This window comes from Streptomyces sp. NH27, from assembly GCF_056859195.1.
Map to the genome: position 1 here is coordinate 1 of NZ_JACEGK010000056.1, position 21880 is coordinate 21880.

At 71.2% G+C, this 21880-nt stretch carries 24 protein-coding genes and 1 pseudogene; 10 read left to right on the forward strand and 15 right to left on the reverse strand.

The window, feature by feature from the left end; translation table 11 throughout:
- Positions 1–846: histidine kinase (locus AC13HU_RS07380; protein ID WP_483040940.1), on the reverse strand; the 846-nt coding region annotated here is incomplete at its 3' end.
- A gap of 52 nt (positions 847–898) precedes the next feature.
- Between AC13HU_RS07380 and AC13HU_RS07385 the strand changes: the two genes are divergently transcribed.
- Both AC13HU_RS07385 and AC13HU_RS07390 read left to right on the forward strand, forming a co-directional pair.
- Positions 899–1591: a response regulator gene (locus AC13HU_RS07385; RefSeq protein WP_483040941.1), complete on the forward strand. Its 693-nt coding sequence runs from the start codon at positions 899–901 to the stop codon at positions 1589–1591.
- A gap of 214 nt (positions 1592–1805) precedes the next feature.
- Entirely contained in the window at positions 1806–2519 is a 714-nt protein-coding gene (locus AC13HU_RS07390; protein WP_483040942.1) for a DUF998 domain-containing protein, read from the forward strand.
- Positions 2520–2641: 122 nt separating this feature from the next.
- Here the strand turns inward: AC13HU_RS07390 and AC13HU_RS07395 are convergent, their stop codons facing one another.
- On the reverse strand, positions 2642–4132 hold the full coding sequence (locus AC13HU_RS07395) for an MFS transporter (protein WP_483040943.1): 1491 nt from the start codon (positions 4130–4132) through the stop codon (positions 2642–2644).
- 153 nt (positions 4133–4285) lie between these two features.
- Here AC13HU_RS07395 and AC13HU_RS07400 point away from each other — a divergent pair, with 153 nt between their 5' ends.
- Positions 4286–5359 carry an Lrp/AsnC family transcriptional regulator gene (locus AC13HU_RS07400; protein ID WP_483040944.1) on the forward strand — a complete coding sequence of 358 codons (1074 nt, stop codon included), beginning with the start codon at positions 4286–4288 and terminating at the stop codon, positions 5357–5359.
- Between the two features lie 96 nt (positions 5360–5455).
- Here AC13HU_RS07400 and era read toward each other — a convergent pair whose 3' ends face one another.
- Positions 5456–6427, reverse strand: a complete 972-nt coding sequence (gene era / locus AC13HU_RS07405) for a GTPase Era (RefSeq protein ID WP_483040945.1) — start codon at positions 6425–6427, stop codon at positions 5456–5458.
- A gap of 142 nt (positions 6428–6569) precedes the next feature.
- A complete protein-coding gene (locus AC13HU_RS07410; RefSeq protein WP_483040946.1) occupies positions 6570–6953 on the reverse strand; it encodes a cytidine deaminase in 384 nt (127 codons plus the stop codon).
- A gap of 99 nt (positions 6954–7052) precedes the next feature.
- On the opposite strand from AC13HU_RS07410, the gene AC13HU_RS07415 reads away from it, so the two are divergent.
- Positions 7053–7262, forward strand: a complete 210-nt coding sequence (locus AC13HU_RS07415) for a hypothetical protein (RefSeq protein WP_483040947.1) — start codon at positions 7053–7055, stop codon at positions 7260–7262.
- A gap of 130 nt (positions 7263–7392) precedes the next feature.
- On the opposite strand, the gene AC13HU_RS07420 is transcribed toward AC13HU_RS07415, so the two are convergent.
- Both AC13HU_RS07420 and AC13HU_RS07425 read right to left on the reverse strand, forming a co-directional pair.
- Complete coding sequence (locus AC13HU_RS07420) at positions 7393–7968, reverse strand: Rv1733c family protein (RefSeq protein ID WP_483040948.1); 576 nt, start codon at positions 7966–7968, stop codon at positions 7393–7395.
- 326 nt (positions 7969–8294) lie between these two features.
- Positions 8295–8888 carry a GNAT family N-acetyltransferase gene (locus AC13HU_RS07425; RefSeq protein ID WP_483040949.1) on the reverse strand — a complete coding sequence of 198 codons (594 nt, stop codon included), beginning with the start codon at positions 8886–8888 and terminating at the stop codon, positions 8295–8297.
- Positions 8889–9249: 361 nt separating this feature from the next.
- On the opposite strand from AC13HU_RS07425, the gene AC13HU_RS07430 reads away from it, so the two are divergent.
- Positions 9250–9528 (forward strand): hypothetical protein, encoded by a 279-nt coding sequence (locus tag AC13HU_RS07430; protein ID WP_483040950.1) that lies wholly within the window; start codon positions 9250–9252, stop codon positions 9526–9528.
- 105 nt (positions 9529–9633) lie between these two features.
- Here AC13HU_RS07430 and AC13HU_RS07435 read toward each other — a convergent pair whose 3' ends face one another.
- From AC13HU_RS07435 to AC13HU_RS07445, 3 genes and pseudogenes are all read right to left on the reverse strand, one after another.
- Positions 9634–9840, reverse strand: coding sequence for a DUF397 domain-containing protein (locus AC13HU_RS07435; RefSeq protein ID WP_483040951.1), 207 nt, complete (start codon positions 9838–9840; stop codon positions 9634–9636).
- A gap of 67 nt (positions 9841–9907) precedes the next feature.
- Entirely contained in the window at positions 9908–10117 is a 210-nt protein-coding gene (locus tag AC13HU_RS07440) for a DUF397 domain-containing protein (protein WP_483040952.1), read from the reverse strand.
- A pseudogene (locus tag AC13HU_RS07445) lies at positions 10114–10974 on the reverse strand (helix-turn-helix domain-containing protein). Before AC13HU_RS07445 ends, AC13HU_RS07440 begins: the two are co-directional and overlap by 4 nt.
- Positions 10975–11054: 80 nt before the next feature.
- Here AC13HU_RS07445 and AC13HU_RS07450 point away from each other — a divergent pair.
- From AC13HU_RS07450 to AC13HU_RS07465, 4 genes are all read left to right on the forward strand, one after another.
- Positions 11055–11276 (forward strand): hypothetical protein, encoded by a 222-nt coding sequence (locus AC13HU_RS07450; RefSeq protein WP_483040953.1) that lies wholly within the window; start codon positions 11055–11057, stop codon positions 11274–11276.
- Between the two features lie 52 nt (positions 11277–11328).
- On the forward strand, positions 11329–12189 hold the full coding sequence (locus AC13HU_RS07455) for a helix-turn-helix domain-containing protein (protein ID WP_483040954.1): 861 nt from the start codon (positions 11329–11331) through the stop codon (positions 12187–12189).
- A complete protein-coding gene (locus AC13HU_RS07460; RefSeq protein ID WP_483040955.1) occupies positions 12186–12686 on the forward strand; it encodes a DUF6907 domain-containing protein in 501 nt (166 codons plus the stop codon). Before AC13HU_RS07455 ends, AC13HU_RS07460 begins: the two co-directional genes overlap by 4 nt.
- Positions 12687–12995: 309 nt before the next feature.
- The gene (locus tag AC13HU_RS07465) at positions 12996–14453 is read left to right on the forward strand and encodes an MFS transporter (RefSeq protein WP_483040956.1); all 1458 of its coding nucleotides are present in this window, start codon (positions 12996–12998) and stop codon (positions 14451–14453) included.
- Between the two features lie 22 nt (positions 14454–14475).
- Here AC13HU_RS07465 and AC13HU_RS07470 read toward each other — a convergent pair whose 3' ends face one another.
- From AC13HU_RS07470 to AC13HU_RS07495, 6 genes are all read right to left on the reverse strand, one after another.
- Entirely contained in the window at positions 14476–15885 is a 1410-nt protein-coding gene (locus AC13HU_RS07470; protein ID WP_483040957.1) for an MFS transporter, read from the reverse strand.
- The gene (locus AC13HU_RS07475; protein ID WP_483040958.1) at positions 15882–16499 is read right to left on the reverse strand and encodes a MarR family winged helix-turn-helix transcriptional regulator; all 618 of its coding nucleotides are present in this window, start codon (positions 16497–16499) and stop codon (positions 15882–15884) included. Before AC13HU_RS07475 ends, AC13HU_RS07470 begins: the two co-directional genes overlap by 4 nt.
- Positions 16500–16577: 78 nt before the next feature.
- The gene (locus AC13HU_RS07480) at positions 16578–17975 is read right to left on the reverse strand and encodes a hemolysin family protein (RefSeq protein WP_483040959.1); all 1398 of its coding nucleotides are present in this window, start codon (positions 17973–17975) and stop codon (positions 16578–16580) included.
- Between the two features lie 19 nt (positions 17976–17994).
- Positions 17995–18489, reverse strand: coding sequence for an rRNA maturation RNase YbeY (gene ybeY / locus AC13HU_RS07485; RefSeq protein WP_483040960.1), 495 nt, complete (start codon positions 18487–18489; stop codon positions 17995–17997).
- A 13-nt stretch (positions 18490–18502) separates the two neighbouring features.
- The gene (locus AC13HU_RS07490; RefSeq protein ID WP_483040961.1) at positions 18503–19591 is read right to left on the reverse strand and encodes a PhoH family protein; all 1089 of its coding nucleotides are present in this window, start codon (positions 19589–19591) and stop codon (positions 18503–18505) included.
- A gap of 117 nt (positions 19592–19708) precedes the next feature.
- Positions 19709–20878, reverse strand: a complete 1170-nt coding sequence (locus AC13HU_RS07495) for a carbohydrate kinase family protein (protein WP_483040962.1) — start codon at positions 20876–20878, stop codon at positions 19709–19711.
- 332 nt (positions 20879–21210) lie between these two features.
- Here AC13HU_RS07495 and AC13HU_RS07500 point away from each other — a divergent pair, with 332 nt between their 5' ends.
- The gene (locus AC13HU_RS07500) at positions 21211–21801 is read left to right on the forward strand and encodes a hypothetical protein (RefSeq protein ID WP_483040963.1); all 591 of its coding nucleotides are present in this window, start codon (positions 21211–21213) and stop codon (positions 21799–21801) included.
- Positions 21802–21880 lie beyond the last annotated feature (79 nt).

Consider the following 21880-nt stretch of genomic DNA (forward strand, 5'->3'; position numbering starts at 1 on the left):
GCTGTACCCGCCAGCCCCGCCGTCCTCTCCGTCCCTGCCATACCCGCCGGCCCCGCCAGCCCCGCCGTCCTCGTCGGCCAAGAGACCGAGCAGGTGGCGTAGTGCGGGCAGCGCCTGGCGTCCGGTCCCGCTGATGGCGCCGAGTCCCTTCCGGACGCGGTCCTCCTCGCCGGGGAGCAGGAACTGCGCGGCGTCGGCCTGTACGACCATCGCGGTGACGTGGTGGGTCACCACGTCGTGCAGTTCCCTGGCGATCCGCGCCCGCTCCTCGGTCACCGCCAAATCCGCCTCACGGCACCGTAGTTCGGCCGCCGCGTTCACCTTGCCACGGACCCACGCGCCGGTCCCCCAGCACAGCACGAGTGCGAGGTAGAAGGACGCGTAGTCGAAGAGCCGCTCCGGCGAGTGCCGGCCGTGCAGGAGGACGGACAGCCCGATGTACGCGGTCGTCGCCGCGGCGGCCACGGCCGCACGGAACCGCCGCTGATGGGCGCCGGCGCCGTACAACGCGATCAGCAGTCCGAGCGCGGCGAAGGTCGAGGTGTACCCGATCGACTGGTCGACGGCGAACGCACCCGCCACCAGGGCGAGACAGGCCGCGGGCCACCTGCGGCGGACGGCCAGCGGCAGCGCCTGCCCCAGGATCAGCAACACCCGCAGCACGCCGGTCCTGTGCGGCGCCAGCTCGCCCAACTCCACGCCGTAGTGCGCGAGTCCGGGGGTGAACGACACGGCCGTCACGACGCCGGCGAGGACGCCGTCCCGGGCCGCCGCACCCCGCGCCCGCCACCAGAGCCCGAGAGCCCGCGGGCTTCCGGTCAACGACGGGGCCACGTCCTCGAACACCCGGTCACCCTACTCTTGGGGGGTGCCTTCACGCTGACCTCGGGAGTGATCCGTGACCGGTCCTGCTCGTCCCGTCAGGGTGCTGGTCTGCGACGACCAGGCCCTCGTGCGCGCCGGGTACGCGACCATCTTCGCGGCGCAGCCCGGCCTCGAGGTGGTCGGCGAGGTCGCCGACGGGTCGGCCGCGGTGCGAAGTGCGGGTCAACTGCGGCCCGACGTGGTCGTGATGGACATCCGCATGCCGGGCATGGACGGAATCGAGGCGACGCGGCGACTGGCGGGACCCGATGCCGCGGCCCCCGCCAGGGTGCTCGTGGTCACCACCTTCCACACCGACGAGTACGTCTACGAGGCGCTACGTGCCGGGGCGAGCGGATTCCTGCTCAAGGACGCGACGCCCGGCCAACTCGTCGACGGCGTGCGCACGATCGCCGCCGGGGAGTCGCTGCTGGCACCGGCCGTGACCCGCAGGCTCATCGGCCGCTACGCCGCCCGTATCCGACCTTCCGAACGGCCCGGCCTCCCGGACGGCGGCCCGCTCAGCTCGCTGACCCCGCGCGAACTCCAGGCGCTGCGGCTGATCGCCGCCGGGAAGTCCAACGCCGAGATCGCCGAGGAGTTGGTCATCAGCCGCGAGACGGCGAAGACGTACGTGTCCCGCATCCTCACCAAGTTGGATCTGCGCGACCGGGTCCAAGCGGTCGTACTCGCCTACCGGGTGGGCCTGGTGTCCGCGCAGGACTGACGCCGGTCCCCCGCGACTGCCCCGTGCGAACGCCGCGAATCCCCCGTGCGCCGCTCGCGGCTCCCCGGCCGGACACCGCGACTCCCCCGTCCGGGGACTGCGAAGTGTCCACCGTGGGGTGACGAGCCGTGGCGGCCCCGGCTCCTAGCGTTCGGCTGGGGCCGTCGGCGCAGTGCCGCAGGCCCGTCACCGGACCCAGAACGGGGACCACTTCATGTTCCAGACCGCCGGCGGGACCATCGCCACCGACCACGCACCGGCCGTCAGGAGCCGCATACGCCGCTGGGCGCGGGTCTCGATGGCGGCCCATGTCGTGTTCGTGGCGGCCTTCCTGATCGCGGCGTCCTGGCAGGGACCGCGCTACAGCGTCACCGCCCACTCGATCAGCGACATGTACGCGCAGGGGGCGCCGCACGCGGCCTTCCTCATCGTGGTCAACACCTGCTGCGGGGCCGCCGGTCTGCTGTTCGTCTCCCGCTCCCTGTGGCCGTCGCTCCGGCCCGCGGGCGGCCCGGCCCGCGTGGGATGCGTGTTGCTCGGCATGGCGCCCTTCGGCATCGGCGACCTCCTGACGCCCTTCGAGCGGCTGGCCTGCCGGCAGGCCGACCCGGGGTGCTCGGCGTCCGACCAGATCGCGAACAGCGGTGGCACGATGGACAACCTCCTGACCACCGCCGGCATGGTGGCGATGGTGGCCGGAGCCCTCGTACTCGCCTCGGCGATGAAGCGGCTGCCCAACTGGGCCGCCTGGGTCCGCCCGCTCAGGATGTCCGCCGCCGTCCTCCTCGCCCTGCTCGTGGCCACCGCCGCGTCCGGCCCCGCCGGCCTGGACGGCCTGTTCGAACGTTCGGTGGCCGGCTTCGGCGCCGCGGGTGTCGTCGCGCTCGGCGCGGGAGTCCTACGACACACCGCCGAGGGCCGGTACTGACACCGGCAAGCCCAGGGGAGCGTGGAACCGCGCGACAAGCCACCCTCGACCGCAAGGTCCGCCAACTCCGTTGACAGGGAACCCCGTTCGGCCCGCCCACCCCCCGGAGAAGCCGCACAAACTCAGGAGCGCGTGGGGGCACCACCCGGGCGAAGCTCCGGGGGAGAACTGCGCGACAAGCCACCCTCCACCGCGAGGTCCCGCGAATCGGGGGCAGGGGCACCCTGGGGGGTCCGGTCAGCCCGGGCGCGGCGAACCGTGAGGAAGACCAGGAGCCCGCCCGCCAGCGCGGCCAGCGCAGACGCCAGGAAGATCCGGTCGAGCCCTGCGGCGTACGCCGCACGGACGCTGCCGCCGTGGGAGGTGACGTGGCGCATCCGAGCGGTGAACATCGACCCGAACAGCGCGATGCCGACGCTCATCCCGAGCTGGCGGAAGGTGTTGACGGCGCCGCCCGCCATACCCGAGCGGTTGGGCGGGACCGCGTCGACCGCGGCCGAGACCAGCACGGGGGTGGCCAGGCCGACCCCGACACCGATCACTGCGAGCCCGGCGGCCAGCGAGGCCGCGTGCGACCCGGCCGACACCGACTGCCACAGCACGCCCGCGCCCACACCCATCAGCACCAGACCACCGCCGACCGGCAGCGCGGGCGGCATGCGGTGGGTGTGCTTGCCGCTCGCTGCAGCGACCACGAAGGACGCCGCGGCCAGCGGCATCAGCGCCAGACCACCGCGGATCGGGCTGAGGCCGAGCACGTTCTGGAGCCACAGCGAGACGTAGACCAGCCCGCTGAAGGCACCCGCCTGGTAGAGCAGGGACCCGCCGAGCAGCCCGGCGAAGGTGGGCCGGCGCAGCAGGGACAGGTCGAGCATGGGGTGCGCGGAGCGCAGTTCGGCGGCCACGAAGGCGACGGTGGCCACACCGGCCACCACGAACGAGGTGACGGTCAGGCCGTCGGTCCAGCCGTGTTCGCCGCCGCGGATCAGCGCGTAGGTGAGGGCGGCGGCGGCCACCGTGAAGGTGAGGGCACCGGGTATGTCCAACCGGCCGGTGCCGCGCCGCCCGACGGGCAGCACCCGCATGGTCAGCGCGACCGCGACCACCGCGATCGGCAGGTTGACCAGGAAGATCGCCTGCCAGCCGAAGCCCTGGGTGAGCAGCCCGCCGAGCACCGGCCCGAGCGCGGCCGCGGCACCGTTGACCGCGCCCCACACGCCGAACGCGGTGCCGCGGTCCCGGCCCTGGTAGGTCGCGGCCACCAGCGCCGCCGACGTGGCGAACATCGCCGCGCCGCCGACGCCCTGCACCGCCCGCGCGGTGATCAGCGCCGCCGCGTTCGGGGCGAGCGCAGCCGCCAGCGAGGCGAGCGCGAAGACGGCCAGGCCCAGCACGTACAGCCGGCGGTGCCCGAAGAGGTCGGCGAGCGAACCCGCGGCGAGCAGCAGCGCGGCCAGCGCGAGGGCGTAGATGTCCATCACCCACTGCAGGGAGGTGAAGGACGCGTCGAGGTCGGACGCCATGCTCGGCAGCGCGACGTTCACGATGGTGACGTCGACCAGCAGGATGAAGGCGCCCAGGCAGATCGCCACAAGTGGCAGCCACTTGCGCATGGGTGGGACTCCGTTCCGGTTCGCGGGGTGTTGACGGGACGACCCATGAGGTCGTTCACGAGGTGTGACCACCTCACCTTCGGGCAGAACCCGTTCCCCACCCCAGCCAGAACCCTCTTGGCGGCGCATTCCGACAGAACCTAGGCTGCCCTGATGGAATCCGACACCAGCACGGACACCGAAGTCGGCACCGATGCCGATGCCGACAGCGACGCCAACACCGGTACCGGCACCTTCTGGACCGCGCTGGCCGATCTCGACCTGCTCGACCGCCGCCTCGTGCACGCCCTCCAGATCGACGGGCGGGCGCCGTTCAGCCGGCTCGCGGAGGTGCTGGGCGTCTCGGACCAGACCGTGGCCCGCCGCTACGGCCGGCTGCGCCGCGAGCGGACGGTACGGGTGCTGGGCCTGAGCGACCCGTTCCGGATCGGGCTGACGCCCTGGATGGTACGGGTGCGCTGCACGCCCGACGCGGCCGGCTCGATCGGTGCGGCACTGGCCCGCAGGACCGATACCCGCTGGGTCAACCTGATCTCCGGCGGCACCGAGATCAGTTGCCTCACCCAGGCCGCCGCCCCCGGCCACGACGACACGCTGCTGCTCCAGAAGCTCCCGCGCACCCCGCGGGTGGTGCAGGTGACCGCGCACGCCATGCTGCACATCTTCTTCGGGAAGGACCTCAGCCCGGTGAGCCGGGGCAGCGCGCTCACCCCGGACGAGGCCGGCGCGCTGGCGCCCCCGGACGCGCCCGGCGGACCGGCCGGCGAGCCCACCGCGACCGTCCCCCTCGGCCCCGGCGACCACCTCATGCTCGACGCCCTCGCCCAGGACGGCCGCGCCTCCGCCGCCGAACTGGCCACCGTCACCGGCTGGTCGCAGAGCACCGTACGCCGCCGCCTGTCCGAACTGCGCTCCGCCGGCGCCCTCTACTACGACCTCGACTTCGGCAGCGGCCGGCTCCAGTCCGAACTGCGCGCCGCGCTCTGGCTGGAGGTCGAACCGGCCCGTCTCGCCGAGGTCGGCGCCGCCCTCGCCGACCACACCGAGGTCGCGTTCGCGGCGGCCACCACCGGTGCGACCAACATCTACGCGTCCGTCAGTTGCAAGGACCCCGAGGCCCTCTACCGCTACCTCACCGGGCCCGTCGCCGCGCTCCCCGGCCTGCGCCGGACCGAGACCGCCCCCATCCACCGTCTCCTCAAGGGTCCGGGCCCTTACGCCACGTAAGCGATATCCGCCGCAAGGGTCCCGTCTCGTCCCACCTCCAGCCCGGTGGAGGGCTGGTGGTCCCTCAACCGGCGGACAGGGGCACCCCGGTGGGTCCTAGAACCCCAGCTTGCGAAGTTGCTTGGGGTCCCGCTGCCAATCCTTCGCCACCTTCACATGGAGGTCCAGGAAAACCGGCGTCCCGAGCAACCCCTCGATCTGCTGCCGCGACTTCGTCCCGACCTCCTTGAGCCGAGCCCCCTTGGGCCCGATGATGATCCCCTTCTGGCTCGGCCGCTCGATATAGAGATTCGCGTGGATGTCGAGCAGCGGCTTGTCCGCGGGCCGCCCCTCGCGGGGGATCATCTCCTCGACCACCACCGCGATGGAGTGCGGCAGTTCGTCCCGCACCCCTTCGAGCGCCGCCTCGCGGATCAGCTCGGCCACCATCACCTGCTCCGGCTCGTCCGTGAGGTCGCCCTCGGCGTAGAGCTGCGGGCCCTCCGGGAGGAGCGGGACGAGCAGGTCGGCCAGCAGCCCGACCTGCTGGTCGCCGACCGCCGAGACCGGCACGATCTCGGCCCACTCCAGCCCGATCTCCCGCCCGAGCCGGTCGACCGCCATGAGCTGCCGGGCGAGCTGATCGTTGTCGATCAGGTCGGTCTTCGTGACGATCGCCACCTTCGGCGTCTTCCTGACCCCGGCCAGCTCGCGCGCGATATACGTGTCGCCGGGCCCGAGCTTCTGGTCGGCGGGCAGGCAGAAGCCGATCACGTCCACCTCGGCCCAGGTGGTGCGGACCACATCGTTGAGCCGCTCGCCGAGCAGGGTGCGCGGCTTGTGCAGCCCGGGGGTGTCCACGAGGACGAGTTGCGCGTCGGGCCGGTGCACGATCCCGCGGACGGTGTGCCGGGTGGTCTGTGGCCGGTTGGAGGTGATCGCCACCTTCTGGCCGACCAGAGCGTTCGTGAGGGTGGACTTGCCGGCGTTGGGGCGGCCGACGAAGCAGGCGAAGCCGGACCGGTGCAGCGGGGTCGCGGTGGACCCGGCGGTTCCGTCGGAGGGGGTACGAGCGCTCATGGCCCCCATTCTCCCCGATACCGCAGAGGTGTACGGACACCGCTCGATCGAGCGGCCCCGGCCCGTACGACGCGACGAGGGCAGCACGGCCGACGGTGAGGAGTCCGAAACGTACGCGGGCCGGATACGGGACCGGGTCTACGGGGCCGGGTCAGCCGGCGGTGACGGTGCTCCGCAGGGCGCCGTCCGGGCCGGCCAGCAGCAGCGGTGTGTCCGGGCCGCCCAGGTCGCGGACGGCCGCGCGGTCGGCGTCGGCCGGGGCGTCGGCCGCGGTGACCACGGCGGCGGCCTCCAGCGACTTCGCGCCGCTCGCCACCGCCATCGCGACCGCGGTCTGTACGGCGGTCAGCCGCAGCGACGGCAGGTCCACGGTGCCGGCCACGTAGGTACGGCCGGTCTCGTCGCGGACGGCGGCGCCCTCCGGAACGGCGTTGCGGGCCCGGGCGGAGCGGGCGAGCGTGAGGAGCTTGCGGTCCTCGGGGTTCTCGGGGGCTGCGGGCGGCTGCGTCTGCGGCTCGGTCATACGCGTGATCATAGGACGTCCGGCACGCGCATCACTCTCCGTATCCACAGATGCGCGCCCGGCGACGCCCGCCTAACCTCATACATGAGCAATGCCCTCTTATGAGGAGATTTGGGTGATCCGACGATGCTGCTGCACCTCCCCCTCGTCATCGCACTCGCCGCGGCCACGTTCTTCCTGAGCCGCAAGGCCGAACTCAAAGTGACCCACGCGCTGGCCTGCGGCGCCTTCGGCTTCTACCTCGCCGACACCAGCCTGGCCACGTCGATCCACTCGGCCAGCGCGAACATGCTCGGCATGATCGGCCACATCGGCTTCTGACGGTCCGGCTCGGCGCCCGTCCTGTTGCCGGTCACCTGCCGCAAGAGGACGCTCGCCGCGTGGTGGCCGGGGCGGCGTCCGGCGCGACCGGCGGAGATATCCGCGGACGGGGGCCGTGGAAGGTGGCACGTCAGGCGCGGTGGCGTCGCCACTCGGGGCCGACCACCGCCCACTCGTAGCCCAGGTCGGCCGCGCGGCGCCGGTCCAGCGCGCAGCGTACGACCGCGTAACTGCCGCCGGCGAACAGTGCGGTGGCGGAGCCGGTCAGGAAGCCGAAGGTGATGGCGTCGGACGTCGTGCTGAGCGGATCGGTGAGCTCCTGATGGACGGCGCCGGTGGGGTCGAGCCAGACGGTGGTGTGGGTGCCCGCCGGGCTGTTGGGTCGTACGAGCGCGTGTCCGGTGTGGTCATGGCCGCCAGGCACGTGCCATCGCACCGTGGCGAGGACAGGACGGTCGCCGGAGTCGACGCCGGTGATGGTGGTGGGTGGCGGCGCTTTGCGCGTGACGACGGCGGAGACCGCTTTCCAGTCGGCGGGCGGCCGATGGGCGTCCGCCGCGGCCACGAGTCCGGTTTCCACGCCGACCGTAGGCGCCCCCACGACCAGCAGCAGGCCCGATACCAGCAGTGCCCACGCCTCCACGCGGTCGCTGCCGCGCTTGAGCGGATTGCGCCGCCAGCGCCAGGTCCTCCGGCTCATGCCCATGTGAAGAAGCCCCTTCCCTCGCAGGCTCACCACCGTCTCCAAGGTGCTGGAGGTGGACGGTGACGCTCACGTCGAGGTCCGTTTCGGGCACCGCGCAGGGCGAAAGCGCGGTCGCGTATCCCGTGGGCCGATCCGGCACGCACTCTTCCGGATCTTCCGGACGGCCTCTGCCGACGCGGACACCGGACTCCGCCGGCCGGTTGCGTCGACCAGGTGTCCCGATGACCGCTCTACGGTCCTTCTCCACGGTCCCACCTTCTTCGCCACGTGGCATTCCGTGCACGAGACGGGCGGCGACGTCGGCGGTTCGGCCGGCGGCGGCGACCTCAGAGCCGGGCGCTGAGGAGCGCCTTGGTTTCGGGCCACTCCTGGGCGAGAACGGAGAAGTACACGGTGTCCCGCCAGGTGCCGTCCGGGCGCCGGAAGTGGCGGCGCAGCACACCCTCGCGGCGCGCGCCGAGGCGGGCGATCGCCGCCTGGGAGCGGTGATTGAGATGGTCCGTCTTCAACTGCACGCGTCCCATGCCCAGTTCTTCGAAGGCGTGGGTGAGCAGAAGCAGCTTCGACTCGGTGTTGACCGCGCTGCGCCAGTACGCGCGCCCGTACCAGGTCCAGCCGATCTCCAGCCGTTCATCGGCCACGTCGATGTCCATGTACGCGGTCCAGCCGATGGCCCGGCCGCTGGCTCGGTGGATGACCGCGAACGGAACGTACTCCCCCCGCTCGGCTGCTTCCAGCAGCATGCCGAGCTTGGTACCCAACTCGTCCTGGGTCTGCGGCGCCGGACCGCCCTGCCACTGCCAGACCTCCTCATCCCGACCGCCCGCCGCAAAGAGCTCGCCGAGATGGCTCGTGGTCAGCGGGTCCAGACGTACGTGGCGGCCGGTGAGCGTCGTGGGCAGCGGTGTCTTGGCAGGCATGAAGCGCAGGGTAGCCCGTTTTTGCACTAACCTCTATCCAATATTGAACCAATGCATAACCGTCACCTGGCTGGACTTTGGTTGCCGGGCGGCAGGTGGCAGGTAGCGGGTAGCGGCCGGCCTCGCCCGGCTACTTGGCGGCGCCGTCCCTGTCCGGGAGGCGCCCGTAGCCGTCCTCGATGTACTCGTCGTCGCCTGTCTCAAGGTCGTTCACGCCGAAATGGAGGGTGGCTCCGTCGCGTATGTGGCTCTCGCGGTGCCGGGGGTGTGCTTCTGCCCAGCGCACCCGGAACCGGCCCGCATCCGGCGCCGGTTGGCACGGCGGTGCGGCTGCGGTGATGGCGTCCCAGTCCAGACGGAGGTGGTTGGAGATGGTGCCGTACGGCAGCGCCGGCGGGCGTTCCGCGGTGATCGCCTCTTCCAGTTCGTCCGAGATGTCTTCCAGCTCGTCGACGGCGTCTTCATCGGCGTCGTGAGCGTCGTCTTCGCCGTCGTCGTCGTCGGCACGCTCGCACAGTTCGAGTCCGCGGGCGAGGAGCGGCAGCGTGGACGCCGTCGCGAACGGGTACGCCTCGATGACCAGATCGAAGAACTCCCGGAACTCCTCGCTGCTTTCATCGATGACGTCCTGAAGGAGTGACGCGGTCGCGCCGTATGCCTTCGGCCAGGAGTGTGGTGCCTGGGGTCGCCGCGGGTGAACCGGCCCAGGACACGTTCGGCCTCGGCACTGCCCAGCCCGACGGCGTCAAACGGTGCCGAACTCGCCCGACTTCACGCCTGATACGAACGCGGCGAACGCGTCAGCCGGGAAGACCAGGGCGGGGCCGCTCGGGTCCTTCGAATCACGGACAGGGACCACGCCACGCAACACGGCAACGTTCGCCGCAACCTCAACGCAGTCGCCGCCGTTGTTGCTGTACGACGACTTGAACCAACGCGGGGACTCAGTCATCGGGTGCCCTCTCGTAGACGCCTCTGCGCCGCCCGACTGGACGGCACAGAAGATGCCTACCCCACAATCAGACGGCGCCGAACTCGCCCGCCTTCACCCCGGCCACGAACGACGCGAACGCGTCAGTCGGGAACACCAGAGCAGGGCCGCTCGGGTCTTTCGAGTCACGGACGGGAACCACGCCACGCGCATCAACCAGGTTGGCGGCAACCTCAACGCAGGTGCCACCGTTGTTGCTGTACGAGGACTTGAACCAACGCGGGGTTTCGGTCGTCATGGGGTGCCCTTTCGAAGCTGCTCGATCATGGCCACGGACGCCGCCTGCGACCGCGCTTCGGCCTGGAGTTGATGATAGGCGGTCAGCATGGGCACAACGGACACGCTCTCGCGGTCCAGGTGTCCTTGGGATTGCGACTCGGCATAGCAGAGCACGGACCGGTCTGACTGCGTCAACAGATTTACAGGCCGGTCGAGCGTTCGGCGCGCCCATCTCGAACGGCGCGATCTGGAGCAGCGTGTTCGGCAGTTCGGCGAACTCGATCAGCCGCGCCAGTTGGGCGTCCATGACGGCAGGGCCACCGATGGGCCGACGAACTCAACTCTCGTCCATGGTCACGAACACCATGGGCGGTCGAGGCCGCACCAGCGCCTCTTGCCGCTCCGCCAGAAACGCAACGCGTTCATCCGCCTGTTCGGACGTGATGGCGCCCCGCCGCACCGAACTGTCCGCCAGCACCCGCGCGTACTCCGGCGTCTGCAACAGCCCCGGGACGATGCCGATCTCGAAGACCCGGATCTCGACCGCTCGGGCCTCGTACCCGACGTAGTGCGGAAAGCCCTCCAGGAGCGAGCCGTGCCGGATCTGACGCCACTCGCGTTCGAAGCTGTCGGCAACGTCGCCGGTGCCGAAGGCTATGTCAATGCTGCGCGAAAAACGAAGAGTTGGCACCTTGCGACCAGTTTCACGGCCGAGATGTGCGTGCTGGAGTATCCCGTCTGCGTCGCGAGGTCTTCCTGCTTCCACCCACGGGCTTCCCGCGAACTGCGGACCCGTGCGCCGAAGGCGGCCTCCGGACTGCTCTCGGGGTCCAACTCCTTGCGATTGACCACCTCTTTGGAAACCTTTCTTTCCATACCTACAGGTTGATGACCTTTTGACTCTAGAGGACAGTGGCGCCTCCCGGTAGTGGTTCCACTACAGAGAGGCGCGGTGCATGCTCCGGAAAGAGGCGCTGCCGAAGCCGGCGGGAGCCGTGCACAAGCCTCAACTCGGCGAGCTGGTATGGGATGACGGGCCCTGTCAGCGCAACGGCGTCTACATGGGCACCGAGGGCGGCATCGTCTTCCTGCGGCCCGTGGGCGGCGGCATCGAGTGGACGACGGCGCCCGCGAACATCAGGCCCCTCGCTCGAAGGCCCGACCGGTCCACCGTGTGACGCGGGGCGGAGGGCACCACCACCGGTAGGACACCGTAGAGAGGAGAGCCGTGTGGACGGCGGTAGCAACAGCAACGGGAACAAGGACGTCATCGACTGGGAGTGGTTGTCGGCGCAGCAGTTGTACGCGAGTGAACTGGCGTATCGGCGGCAGCAGTCGGGGATGACGTTGATGCAGCTCGCGGAGGCGTGTCTGTACGAGCAGTCGTATCTGCACCGGTTGGAGCGGGGGCAGCGGTTGGGGACCGTGGAGGCGGCTGCGGCGTTGGACAAGGTGTACGGGACGGGGACGTTGCTGGTGCGGTTGTGGCATCTGGCGAAGCGGGAGGCGAAGGAGCGGCCGTTCCTGGGGTTGGCGCCGTTGGAGGCGGACGCGGTGAGCATCCAGGAGTACGCGGTGAGCGCGGTGCCGTATCTGCTCCAGACGCCGGCCTACGCCGAGGAGCAGTTGCGTACCGCGCGCCCGCGCAGTGTGGAGAAGTTGGCCGCGCAGGTCGCGGCGCGGTTGGGCCGGCAGGACCGTCTCACCGGTCCGAACCCTGTGCACTACCGGGCCCTGATCGACGAGTCGGTGCTACGGCGCAAGGCGCGGGACCCGCAGACGTGGACCGCGCAACTGGAACACCTCATCGCGGCGGCCCAGCGACCCGATGTCTCCCTGCACGTCGTGCCGTTCGGGACCGGCCCGCACCACATCCGCAGTTCCCTGGAACTCATCGTGTTCCAGGACGGCCGCACCCTGGCTTACACGCAGAGCAGTTGGAGCGGCCACCTCGTCGAAGAACCCGAAGACGTCGAGTCGCTGCGGCTCGCCTTCGACCTGCTACGGGACACCGCCCTGACGCCCGCAGAATCCCTGGCGGTCCTGCACGCGGCGCGGGACGAGCACACGTCGAAGGGGGTTCAGCGGTGAGCAACGACGCTTCGGCGCCCTCGTTACGCGTGTTCGACCGGGTGCGTACGTGGAAGATCACCACGACCAACGGCATCACCGCGTACGGCTACCTGCCCGGCTGGGCGGAAGACGATCCCAGCAGGACCGACCTCGACCCGCGCACTCTCGACGTCACCCTCGCCAACGTCGCGCACCGCCTGCCGTTCGACGGCATGACCTCACCGCTCGTAGCCGACGACGACCACGCCGAGGGGATCGAGCCGTTCTTCTGCGAGATCGCCTGCCACCCGCACGCCGACCGCCACTTTCCCGGCCACCCGCTGGCCCCGGTCCTCACCATCCAGATCACCGCGGACTGTTCGACGACCTGCCAAGAACCCGCCGAACTGGCCGAGTTGGTCGCAAGGCTGCGCGCCCACACCGACTACCTCGACCACGACGTGCTGCCCGCGTTCCTCGCGGTCCACGAGGACTGGACCGCCCATCACCTGAAAGCGACGGACCAGGCCCCATGAGCCCGCCCGGGGGCTGGAGTTCAGCTCGCGCGGTCGTCCCGCACCGGAACGAGCGAGCCGCGCCCGCCCTCGGGGCCGGCCGGCCACGCCGGCTTCGCCTTGGTGTCGGCGTCGAGCGGGCTGTGCATCACCACGAGCAGGTTCGCCCGGACCGCACAGGTTGCCCGCGTGGCAGATCGGGGAAACTGCACAACCGCTGGTTGTGGCTCGCCGGGGCGGTGGTTGTTTGCCCAGGCATCCCCGCGCTTGCTTTCATGGCGCCGGTCAACTCGGGGTTGTACGGGCGATACGGCGAGGGGTGCGCTGAACATGACGGACAGCACGGCGGAGGGCAGGGCGGACGATACACCGCCCGGCGCGGCACCCGGTGTCGCGGCCGGCGCGGCAGGCGGCGCGGCAAGCGGCTCGGCGGGGACGCGGTCGCTGGGGCGGCCGTTCGGCTGGCTGTGGGCGGCGTACGCGGTCAGCGCCTACGGCACCGGCTTCGGGTTCGGCGCCTTCCCGCTGCTCGCGATCCTGGTGCTGCACGCCGGGACCGGCGAGGTGTCGGCGCTGTCGGCCGCGGGGCTCGCGGTGGGCGCGGTGGTGGCGGTGCCGCTCGGCCCGTGGGTGGAGTTCCGTCGCAAGCGGCCGGTGATGATCGCGATGGACCTGGTCCGGTTCGCGGCGATGATGACCCTCCCCGTCGCCTACGCCTTCGGCCGGCTCGGCTTCGCCCAACTCCTGCTCGTGTCCGTCGTGGTGGCCACCGCGAAGATCGGGTTCCGGTCGGCGAGCGGCGCCTACCTGAAGTCACTGGTCCGACCGGAGCACCTGCTCGTCGCCAACGGCCGCTTCGAGTCGGCCACTTGGAGCGCGACCGTGATCGGACCGCCGCTCGGCGGCGCCGCGATCGGGCTGTTCGGCCCGGTGACGACCGTGGTCGCCGACGCGGTCAGCTACCTGCTGTCGGCCCTCGGCGTCTGGGCGATCGGCGGGAGCGAGCCGCACCCGAGGGCCCGTACGAACTCCGTCCCCGCGCAAGGCGGCACGGAGCAAGCCGGCGACGAGCGAGGCGACACCGGGCGAAGCGGCACCGCGCAAGCCGGCACCGGACAAAGCCCCACGGAGCCGCGCCGCCCGCGGACCGACGAACTGCTCGACGGATGGCGGTACATCCTCGGCCACCCGCCACTGCGCCTGCTCTTCTTCAACACGGTCCTGCACAACGCTCTGCTGCTGGCCACCGAACCGCTGCTCGCCGTCCTCATGTTGGGCCGGCTCGGCTTCTCGCCGTGGCAGTACGGCCTTGCCTTCGCGGCCCCTTGCGTCGGCGGCCTGATCGGGGCGCGGCTGGCCCGGCGGCTGGTCGCGCGGTTCGGGCAGCACCGCGTCATGCTCGTCTCGGGCGCGCTGCGCGCGTGCTGGCCGCTCTGGCTGGTGTTCCTCCACCCCGGGATCGCCGGGATCGTGCTGGTGATCGTCGTACAGTTCGGCCTGGTCACCTGCATCGGCGTGTTCAACCCGGTGCTCGCCACCTACCGCCTGGAGCAGACCGCGTCGGACCGGGTCGCCCGCACGCTGTCGGCGTGGACGATCACCAGCAGCCTCACCACCGCGGCCATGACCGCCCTGTGGGGCCTGCTGGCGGCCGTCACCTCCCCACGCCTCGCGATCGGCGCCGCCGGACTGCTCATCCTCGCCACCCCACTCCTCCTCCCCCGCGCCTCCCGGACCACCCCGGACGCCGCCCGCACCGCCCCGGAGCCCGCCCGCGGCGCCGCGTGAAGCCCGAACACGCCTGCACCCGCTAGGACTTCCGGACCAGGCCCCGGTCCAGCAGGGTCATCACGAGCACCGCGGCGCCCGCGGCGATCAGGATGATCGCCACCGCGTGCAGCCCGGAGTCGGTGGCACCGTGCTTGAAGGCGATCCCGGTGACCGTGGCGGAAACGATGGAGCCGAGATAGCCGAAAGTACGGAACAGCCCGGAGGCGGTGCCGATCTGCTCGGGCGGGGACTGCGTGTAGAGCGCGATCTGGTTGCTGACCGTGGCGGTGCCGACGCACAGGCCGAAGACGAGGGTGACGGCCACGACCAGGATGACCGGGCTGTGCGCGGTCAGCGCGAAGATGCCCAGCGAACCGGCCAGCATCGCGACCCCGGCGGTGACCAGCGGCCCGCGGACGAGGTTGCGCCGGGACAGCGGGCGCGAGACGAGCGCGGACAGCGCGCCCATCGGCAGGAGCAGCAGCCCGGCCTCCTCGGTGGACACACCCCGGCCGGCCTCCAGCCACTGGGTGAGCCCGTACATGACGGTGTAGGTGCCCAGCAAGGTGAGCGCGGTACGCACGTAGGTCCGGGTGAGGGCGGCATTGGCGCCCAGTCCGCGGATGTCGAAGAAGGGGGTGGCGGCGCGCAGTTCCCACCACACGAGCGGCACCACGAGCACTACGGCGACGGCGAGCGCGATCGCGTCGAAGCCGGGCAGATCCATCAGGAAGACCATCAGCGCGGTCATGAACCCGCCGAAGCCGACCATGCCGGGCAGGTCGATCCGGGCGGCGATCTGCCGCGCGCCGCGGCGCGGCCCGGTGGCGGGCGGGTCGGCCGGCACCCAGCGCAGCGTCATCACGAAGGCGACGGCGGTGACGGGCACGTTGATCAGGAACGCCCAGTGCCAGCCGAGCGCGCCGACCAGGACGCCGCCGAGCGGCGGTCCCACCGCGGCGGTGGCCATCCCGGCGATCGCGATCCCGCCGAGCACGCCGCCGGGCGGTTCCGCCAGCCCCGCATCGGTGGCCCGCCGCCGGACCAGCACCATCGCCGAGGGGAAGCCCGCGGAGGTGCCGACGCCGATCAGCACCCGCGCCACGGTGAGCGCGGCCAGGTTCGTACCGAATCCGCCGATCACACCGCCGAGCAGTACTAAGGCGATCCCGGCCAGGAACACCCGGCGCGGCCCGAACTCCTCGGCCAGCTTGCCCGCGGTCGGCTGGGCGATGGCGCAGGCCAGGTAGAGGCTGGAGACGAGGACCGCGGTGCTGCCGACGGACACGTGCAGCGCGGTGGCGATGGGCACGAGTGCGGTCGCGATGATGGAGCTGTTCACCGGGTTGAGCGCGGAGCCCACGTACAGGGGGGTGACGAACCGCCAGGCGAAGGGGTCGGGACCGGCCGTACCCGCGGCCGCGGCCTGCTGCCGTATTCGAAGGGTCACGCCGCCGGTCCCTTCGGGCTCGCCACGTCCCGCGAGCCGTCCGGGGCCGCCACGTCCTGCGAGCCGTCCGGGCGCTCCGCGTCCCGCGCACCCCCCGCTCCCTTCGGTTCGACGGCGGGTTGCGCCGCCGCCAGCCGCTCCAGCAGCGCGATGGTGCGCTCCAGATCGGCGCGCTCCCCCGGCGGGACCAGCTCGTCGATGGCCCGGGCGAGGAAGGAGTCGCGCGAGGACTCCATGGTGTCCAGCAGCCGGGTGGCGGTCGGCTCGGCGGTCACCAGCGTCTTGCGGCCGTCGGCCGGGTCCCGGTGGCCCCGCACCAGACCGGCGGCCTTGAGTACGGCCAGGTTCTGGGCGATGGACTGCGGGCTCACGTGCTGGGTGGTGGCCAGCCAGGCCGCGGTGACCGGGCCGTCGTCCACCACGCTCCGCAACACCGCGACCTGCGAGACCGACAGGCCGGTGCCGTGCAGCCCCGCCTCCACGCGCAGCCGCGAGCGAAGGCGGGTGATGGCCACGCTGAGCCGGCGGGCGACGGCCGGAGGGGCCTCAGCGGAAGCGGCGTCGGCGGAAGCGGCAGCGGCAGCAGGGGTGCCGGTGGGGTCATGTGCGCTCATGCACCCCACCGTAGTACTTCGACAAGCAACTTGTTGAAGTTACTTGTCGAATTTATTGGTCGAATTTACTGGTCGCTCTTATCGCTCGCCGCCGAGCGCCCCCTCATCACGGCCGGCACCGCGGCCGGAACCACGGCCGGCCGCGCCCGGCTCCGGACGGCCCTCGGCCCGGGTCGCCCCCGCCGCCTCCGACCCGCTCACCGGCTCCACCAGCACCGTGCCGATCCGGTTCCGCCGCCCGGCCTGCGTCTCCGCGGTCAGCCGGAGCGCGACCGTGCCGTCCGGGCCGGCCGCCGACACGTCCACCGGCAGCGGCACCACCGCGACCGCGCCCGGGATCGGCACCCGGCCCAGCGCCTTCGCCAGCAGGCCGCCGACCGTCTCCACGTCGTCGTCGTCGAGCGGCACGCCGTACAACTCGCCGAGGTCGCCGATGTCCAGCCGCGCGGTGACCCGGAACCGGCCGCCGCCCAGCCGCTCCACCGGCGGCGTCTCCCGGTCGTACTCGTCGGTGATCTCCCCGACGATCTCCTCCAGGATGTCCTCGATCGTCACGATGCCGGCGGTGCCGCCGTACTCGTCCACGACGACCGCGACGTGGTTGCGCTGCTGCTGCATCTCGCGCAGCAGGTCCCCGGCGTTCTTGGTGTCGGGCACGAAGAACGCCGGACGGATCAGCGAGGAGACCAGGTCGGACTCGGCGGCACGGTTGATGTGCACCCGCCGCGCCAGGTCCTTGAGGTAGACGAAGCCGACCACGTCGTCCTCGCCCTCCCCGGTCACCGGAATCCGGGAGAAGCCGCTGCGCAGCGCCAGCGTCATCGCCTGACGGACCGTCTTGAACCGCTCGATCATCACGAGTTCGGTGCGCGGCACCATCACCTCGCGCACGATCGTGTCGCCCAACTCGAAGACCGAGTGCACCATCCGGCGCTCCTCGTCCTCGATCAGCGACTCTGACTCGGCGAGGTCCACGGCCGCACGCAGCTCCGCCTCGCTCGCGAACGGCCCGCGCTTGAAGCCCTTGCCGGGTGTGAGCGCGTTGCCGAGCAGGATCAGCAGCCCCGGCACCGGCCCCATCACCCGGGCCAGCGGCAGCAGTACGTACGACGCGGCGGTCGCGGTGTTCATCGGGTGCTGGCGGCCGATGGTGCGTGGCGAGACCCCGATCGCCACGTACGACACCAGCACCATCACACCGATCGCGACGCACAGCACCTGCCAGGTGCGGTCGAAGTGCCGGTCGGCGACGACCGTGATGAGGACGGCCGCGGCCGTCTCGCAGGCGACGCGCAGCAGCAGCGCCACATTGAGGTAGCGGGTGGGGTCGGAGGCGACCGCGAGCAGGTTCGCGGCCCCGCGCCGGCCGGAACGCACCGCGTCCTCGGCGCGGAACCGGGAGACCCGGGCCAGCCCGGCCTCGGCACAAGCCGCGAGCCAGGCGACGATGACGAGCAGTACGGCGAAGACGACCATGAGGGTGCTGCCGCCGCCGTCAGCGGGTGGTGGGCGCGGGCGAGGGGCCCTCGACACCGCGCTCGGCCCGCCAGCCGTCCAGGATCGCCTTCTGCAGGCCGAACATCTCGGCCTTCTCCTCGGGTTCCTCGTGGTCGTACCCCAGCAGGTGGAGCACACCGTGCACGGTGAGCAGTTGCAGTTCCTCGTCCATGGAGTGCTTCGTCGGCGCCTCCTCGCCCTGCTTCTTCGCCACCTCCGGGCAGAGCACGATGTCGCCGAGCAGGCCCTGCTCGGGTTCGTCGTCCTCCTTGCCCGGCCGCAGCTCGTCCATCGGGAAGGACATGACATCGGTGGGGCCGGGGAGGTTCATCCACTGGAGGTGGAGCTGCTCCATCGCGGCGGCGTCCACCACGATCACCGACAGCTCGGAGAGCGGGTGGATGCGCATCCGGTTCAGGGCGTAACGGGCGGCGTCCAGGACCGCCTCGTCGTCGATATCCCAGCCGGACTCGTTGTTGACGTCGATCGCCATGGTGGTGGAGTGGTTACTTTCTCTTCGGCCCGGAGCCGTTGCCTCGCCCGCGCCCGGCATCCTGGCCACGCGTGGACTCTTCCTCGGCCTGGGCGTTGTCGTAGCGCTCGTAGGCGTCCACGATGCGCCCGACCAGCTTATGGCGGACCACGTCGGTACTGGTGAGCCGGGAGAAGTGCACGTCGTCCACGTCGAAGAGGATGTCCTGCACCTGGCGCAGGCCGCTCTTGGTGCCGCCGGGCAGGTCGATCTGCGTGATGTCGCCGGTGATGACGATCTTCGAATCGAAGCCGAGCCGGGTCAGGAACATCTTCATCTGCTCGGCGCTGGTGTTCTGCGCCTCGTCCAGGATGATGAACGCGTCATTGAGCGTTCTACCGCGCATATAAGCCAGCGGGGCGACCTCGATGGTGCCGGCGGCCATCAGGCGCGGGATGGTGTCGGGGTCCAGCATGTCGTGCAGCGCGTCGTAGAGCGGGCGCAGGTACGGGTCGATCTTCTCGTACAGGGTGCCGGGCAGGAAGCCCAGCCGCTCGCCGGCCTCGACCGCGGGGCGGGTCAGGATGATCCGGTTGACCTGCTTGGCCTGCAGGGCCTGCACGGCCTTCGCCATCGCCAGGTAGGTCTTGCCGGTGCCGGCCGGGCCGATGCCGAAGACGATCGTGTGCCGGTCGATCGCGTCGACGTAGCGCTTCTGGTTGACCGTCTTGGGGCGGATGGTGCGGCCGCGGCTGGACAGGATGTTCTGGGTGAGGACCTGGGCGGGCGTCTCCGCCTCGCCGTCGGCCGACTTCCCGTTCGCCCGGAGCATGGCGATCGAGCGCTCGACGGCGTCCTCCGTCATGGGCTGGCCGGTGCGCAGCACCAGCATCATCTCGTCGAACAGCCGCTGGACCAGGGCCACATCGGCGGCCTCGCCGACCGCGCTGATCTCGTTGCCCCTGACGTGGATGTCGACGGCCGGGAACGCCTGCTCGATCACGCGGAGAAGGGAGTCGCCAGAGCCCAGGACCGTCACCATGGGGTGCTTGGCCGGTACGACGAAATGCGCGCGGGCCTGATGCGGCTGCTGCGGCTGCTGCTGAGTCGGTGTCTGAGTCATGGGCCGGCGCTAGGGCCTGCTCATCCCGCCTTCTGCTGGTCGATGGGCCCGAGGGCCTTGGGGTACCAAGGGTACGACGCGGAGCGCCGCAGGCAGAGGGGATTTAGACCGGCCGGCCTACCGCTCGCCGTTTCGGGCCGAGCGGCCTGCCGAGTTGCCTGCCGTGCCACCCGCCGCACTTCCCGCCGGGCGGAAGCCGATCGTGGGGACGGCGCGGCGCAGCGGCCACGGGCGGGTGGCCGCGGGCAGCAGCTCCTCCAGGAAGCCGTACCGGCACAGCGCCTCGCGGTGGTCGGGGGCCTGGCCCGCGTACGCCTTGGCCTGCGCCCACCACCCGGCGATCTCGATCCAGCCGGGCGCGGACAGCGACCCGCCGAACTCCTGCACGGACAGTGCCGCGCACAGCGAGGCGAACGCCAGCCGGTCGGCCAGCGGCCACCCCGCGAGGGTGCCCGTGACGAAGCCCGCCACGAAGACGTCCCCGGCGCCGGTCGGGTCCAGGGCCTCCACGGCCAGCGCGGGCACCTCGGCGGTCTGACCGGTCGCCGAGTCCACCGCGAAGGCGCCCTGCGCACCGAGGGTGACCACGGCGAGCGGTACGCGTTCGGCCAGCCGGCGGGCGGCCTCCCGGGGGCAGTCGGCCCGGGTGTAGCGGACCGCCTCCTCGGCGTTCGGCAGGAAGGCGGCGCAGTGCCGCAGCCCGGCGAGGTCGGCGGGGTCCCAGCGGCCGGTCTCGTCCCAGCCGACGTCGGCGAAGACCTTCGTACCGGACGCGGCGGCCCCGGCGATCCAGTCGTACCGCTCCTCGCCCGCCTCCCGGCCCCCGAGCGAGGCCACCGCGGCCCGGGCCGGCGGCGGGCAGGTCGGCACCGCGTCCTCGGGCGGCGGCGCCCGGTGGCCATGGCTGACCATGGTCCGCTCGCCCTCGTACGCCATCGACACGGTGACCGGGGAGTGCCAGCCGGGGACCCGTCGGGACGGTCCCAGGTCGATGCCCTCGCCCTCCCGGAGGCACTCCCAGCAGTAGTCGCCGTACACGTCGTCGCCGAACGCCGCGGCGAGCGTCGTCCGCAGGCCGAGCCGGGCCAGCGCGGTGGCCATGTTCGCGATGCCGCCGGGGCTGGAGCCCATGCCGCGCGCCCACGTCTCCGTGCCCCGCACCGGGGCCCGGTCCAGCCCGGTGAAGATGATGTCCAGGAAGACGGTGCCCGTCAGGTACACGTCCGTCGCCGGGTCACCCGGGGTGCGCAGCCCTCCCAGCGGGTCCAGAACCGGATGATCGTCCATCCGTCCACTGTCGCACGGTGCCCCTGACCCGCCGGGTTGCCACGTACTTGTCCGTCGAGCTCCCCGGCCCCCGTAGCGCCCGTACCTCACGCTCAGGGTTTCCCGGCGCCCCGGAACCCCGAAGACCATGCCCATAGGTCGAGACGAGGATTTTCAGCACCGTCCCCGTACAGCCGGAGCAAGTCGTCGAAACCAACCGACGCCATAGGTATCGAGCAATTCCCGATAGGATTCGGGCATCCAGCGGCCAGGGCCCCGAGTGTGCGGCCGGCGCCGCCGATTCGAGCTCAGCAGATTGGCCGGTGACCATGCGATCGCGACACTACCGGTATGTGGGACCGGCACACCTGAAGGATCTTGTCCGGCCGGGGGAGGGCGGTCGACTCATAGGCTCTCCGACAGATTTCAACGAGTGGGCTTCGACACGGGCTGTCGAGGAATTCGCCGAGCCGTTCACCTTCACCGTGGATGCTGCTGGCGCCCTGCGCCTCGCACCGCGCAGGAGCGAACATGTGGTGTGCGCGGAGGGAGAGCCGGTCTTGAGTGCCGGCGAGCTGAGCTTTCGGCAGATTTCGGGGCGGTGGATCGTCGATGACGTCAGCAATCAGTCGACCGGCTACTGCCCGGACGTCATTTCGTGGCCCGCGGTGGCGAGCGCTCTCGACCGGGCCGGAATCATACACCCGCCCGGCTTCACGCAAGAAGTGCTGTTCCGGCGCTGTCCGGACTGCCGGCAGTTGAACGTCGTACGCGAAGAGGACTTTTTCTGCGTGTTCTGCGATGCGATCCTGCCCCAGGAGTGGAACGTGGACGCGAGCTGGCTCATGGGTTGTCGGATTTCCAGCAATTCTGTTCAGCATCTCATGGGCTCTGGCATAGAACCTTGTAGGCCGTGCATGGAGCGGCACGTCAACCTGGGGTGAACGGGCTCCGTCGGTGCCGCATCCTGCGAGGCCGAGGGGGTCGGACTGTTGGAGAGGGTTGGGGACGTAGGTGTAGGGG

Bases quoted from the DNA above. Each gene is read 5' to 3' on its own strand.
- AC13HU_RS07390 (WP_483040942.1), top strand. From the start codon at position 1,806: ATGTTCCAGACCGCCGGCGGGACCATCGCCACCGACCACGCACCGGCC.
- AC13HU_RS07395 (WP_483040943.1), bottom strand. From the start codon at position 4,132: ATGCGCAAGTGGCTGCCACTTGTGGCGATCTGCCTGGGCGCCTTCATC.
- AC13HU_RS07400 (WP_483040944.1), top strand. From the start codon at position 4,286: ATGGAATCCGACACCAGCACGGACACCGAAGTCGGCACCGATGCCGAT.
- era (WP_483040945.1), bottom strand. From the start codon at position 6,427: ATGGGGGCCATGAGCGCTCGTACCCCCTCCGACGGAACCGCCGGGTCC.
- AC13HU_RS07410 (WP_483040946.1), bottom strand. From the start codon at position 6,953: ATGATCACGCGTATGACCGAGCCGCAGACGCAGCCGCCCGCAGCCCCC.
- AC13HU_RS07420 (WP_483040948.1), bottom strand. From the start codon at position 7,968: ATGGGCATGAGCCGGAGGACCTGGCGCTGGCGGCGCAATCCGCTCAAG.
- AC13HU_RS07425 (WP_483040949.1), bottom strand. From the start codon at position 8,888: ATGCCTGCCAAGACACCGCTGCCCACGACGCTCACCGGCCGCCACGTA.
- AC13HU_RS07435 (WP_483040951.1), bottom strand. From the start codon at position 9,840: ATGACTGAGTCCCCGCGTTGGTTCAAGTCGTCGTACAGCAACAACGGC.
- AC13HU_RS07440 (WP_483040952.1), bottom strand. From the start codon at position 10,117: ATGACGACCGAAACCCCGCGTTGGTTCAAGTCCTCGTACAGCAACAAC.
- AC13HU_RS07450 (WP_483040953.1), top strand. From the start codon at position 11,055: ATGCTCCGGAAAGAGGCGCTGCCGAAGCCGGCGGGAGCCGTGCACAAG.
- AC13HU_RS07465 (WP_483040956.1), top strand. From the start codon at position 12,996: ATGACGGACAGCACGGCGGAGGGCAGGGCGGACGATACACCGCCCGGC.
- AC13HU_RS07475 (WP_483040958.1), bottom strand. From the start codon at position 16,499: ATGAGCGCACATGACCCCACCGGCACCCCTGCTGCCGCTGCCGCTTCC.
- AC13HU_RS07480 (WP_483040959.1), bottom strand. From the start codon at position 17,975: ATGGTCGTCTTCGCCGTACTGCTCGTCATCGTCGCCTGGCTCGCGGCT.
- ybeY (WP_483040960.1), bottom strand. From the start codon at position 18,489: ATGGCGATCGACGTCAACAACGAGTCCGGCTGGGATATCGACGACGAG.
- AC13HU_RS07490 (WP_483040961.1), bottom strand. From the start codon at position 19,591: ATGACTCAGACACCGACTCAGCAGCAGCCGCAGCAGCCGCATCAGGCC.
- AC13HU_RS07495 (WP_483040962.1), bottom strand. From the start codon at position 20,878: ATGGACGATCATCCGGTTCTGGACCCGCTGGGAGGGCTGCGCACCCCG.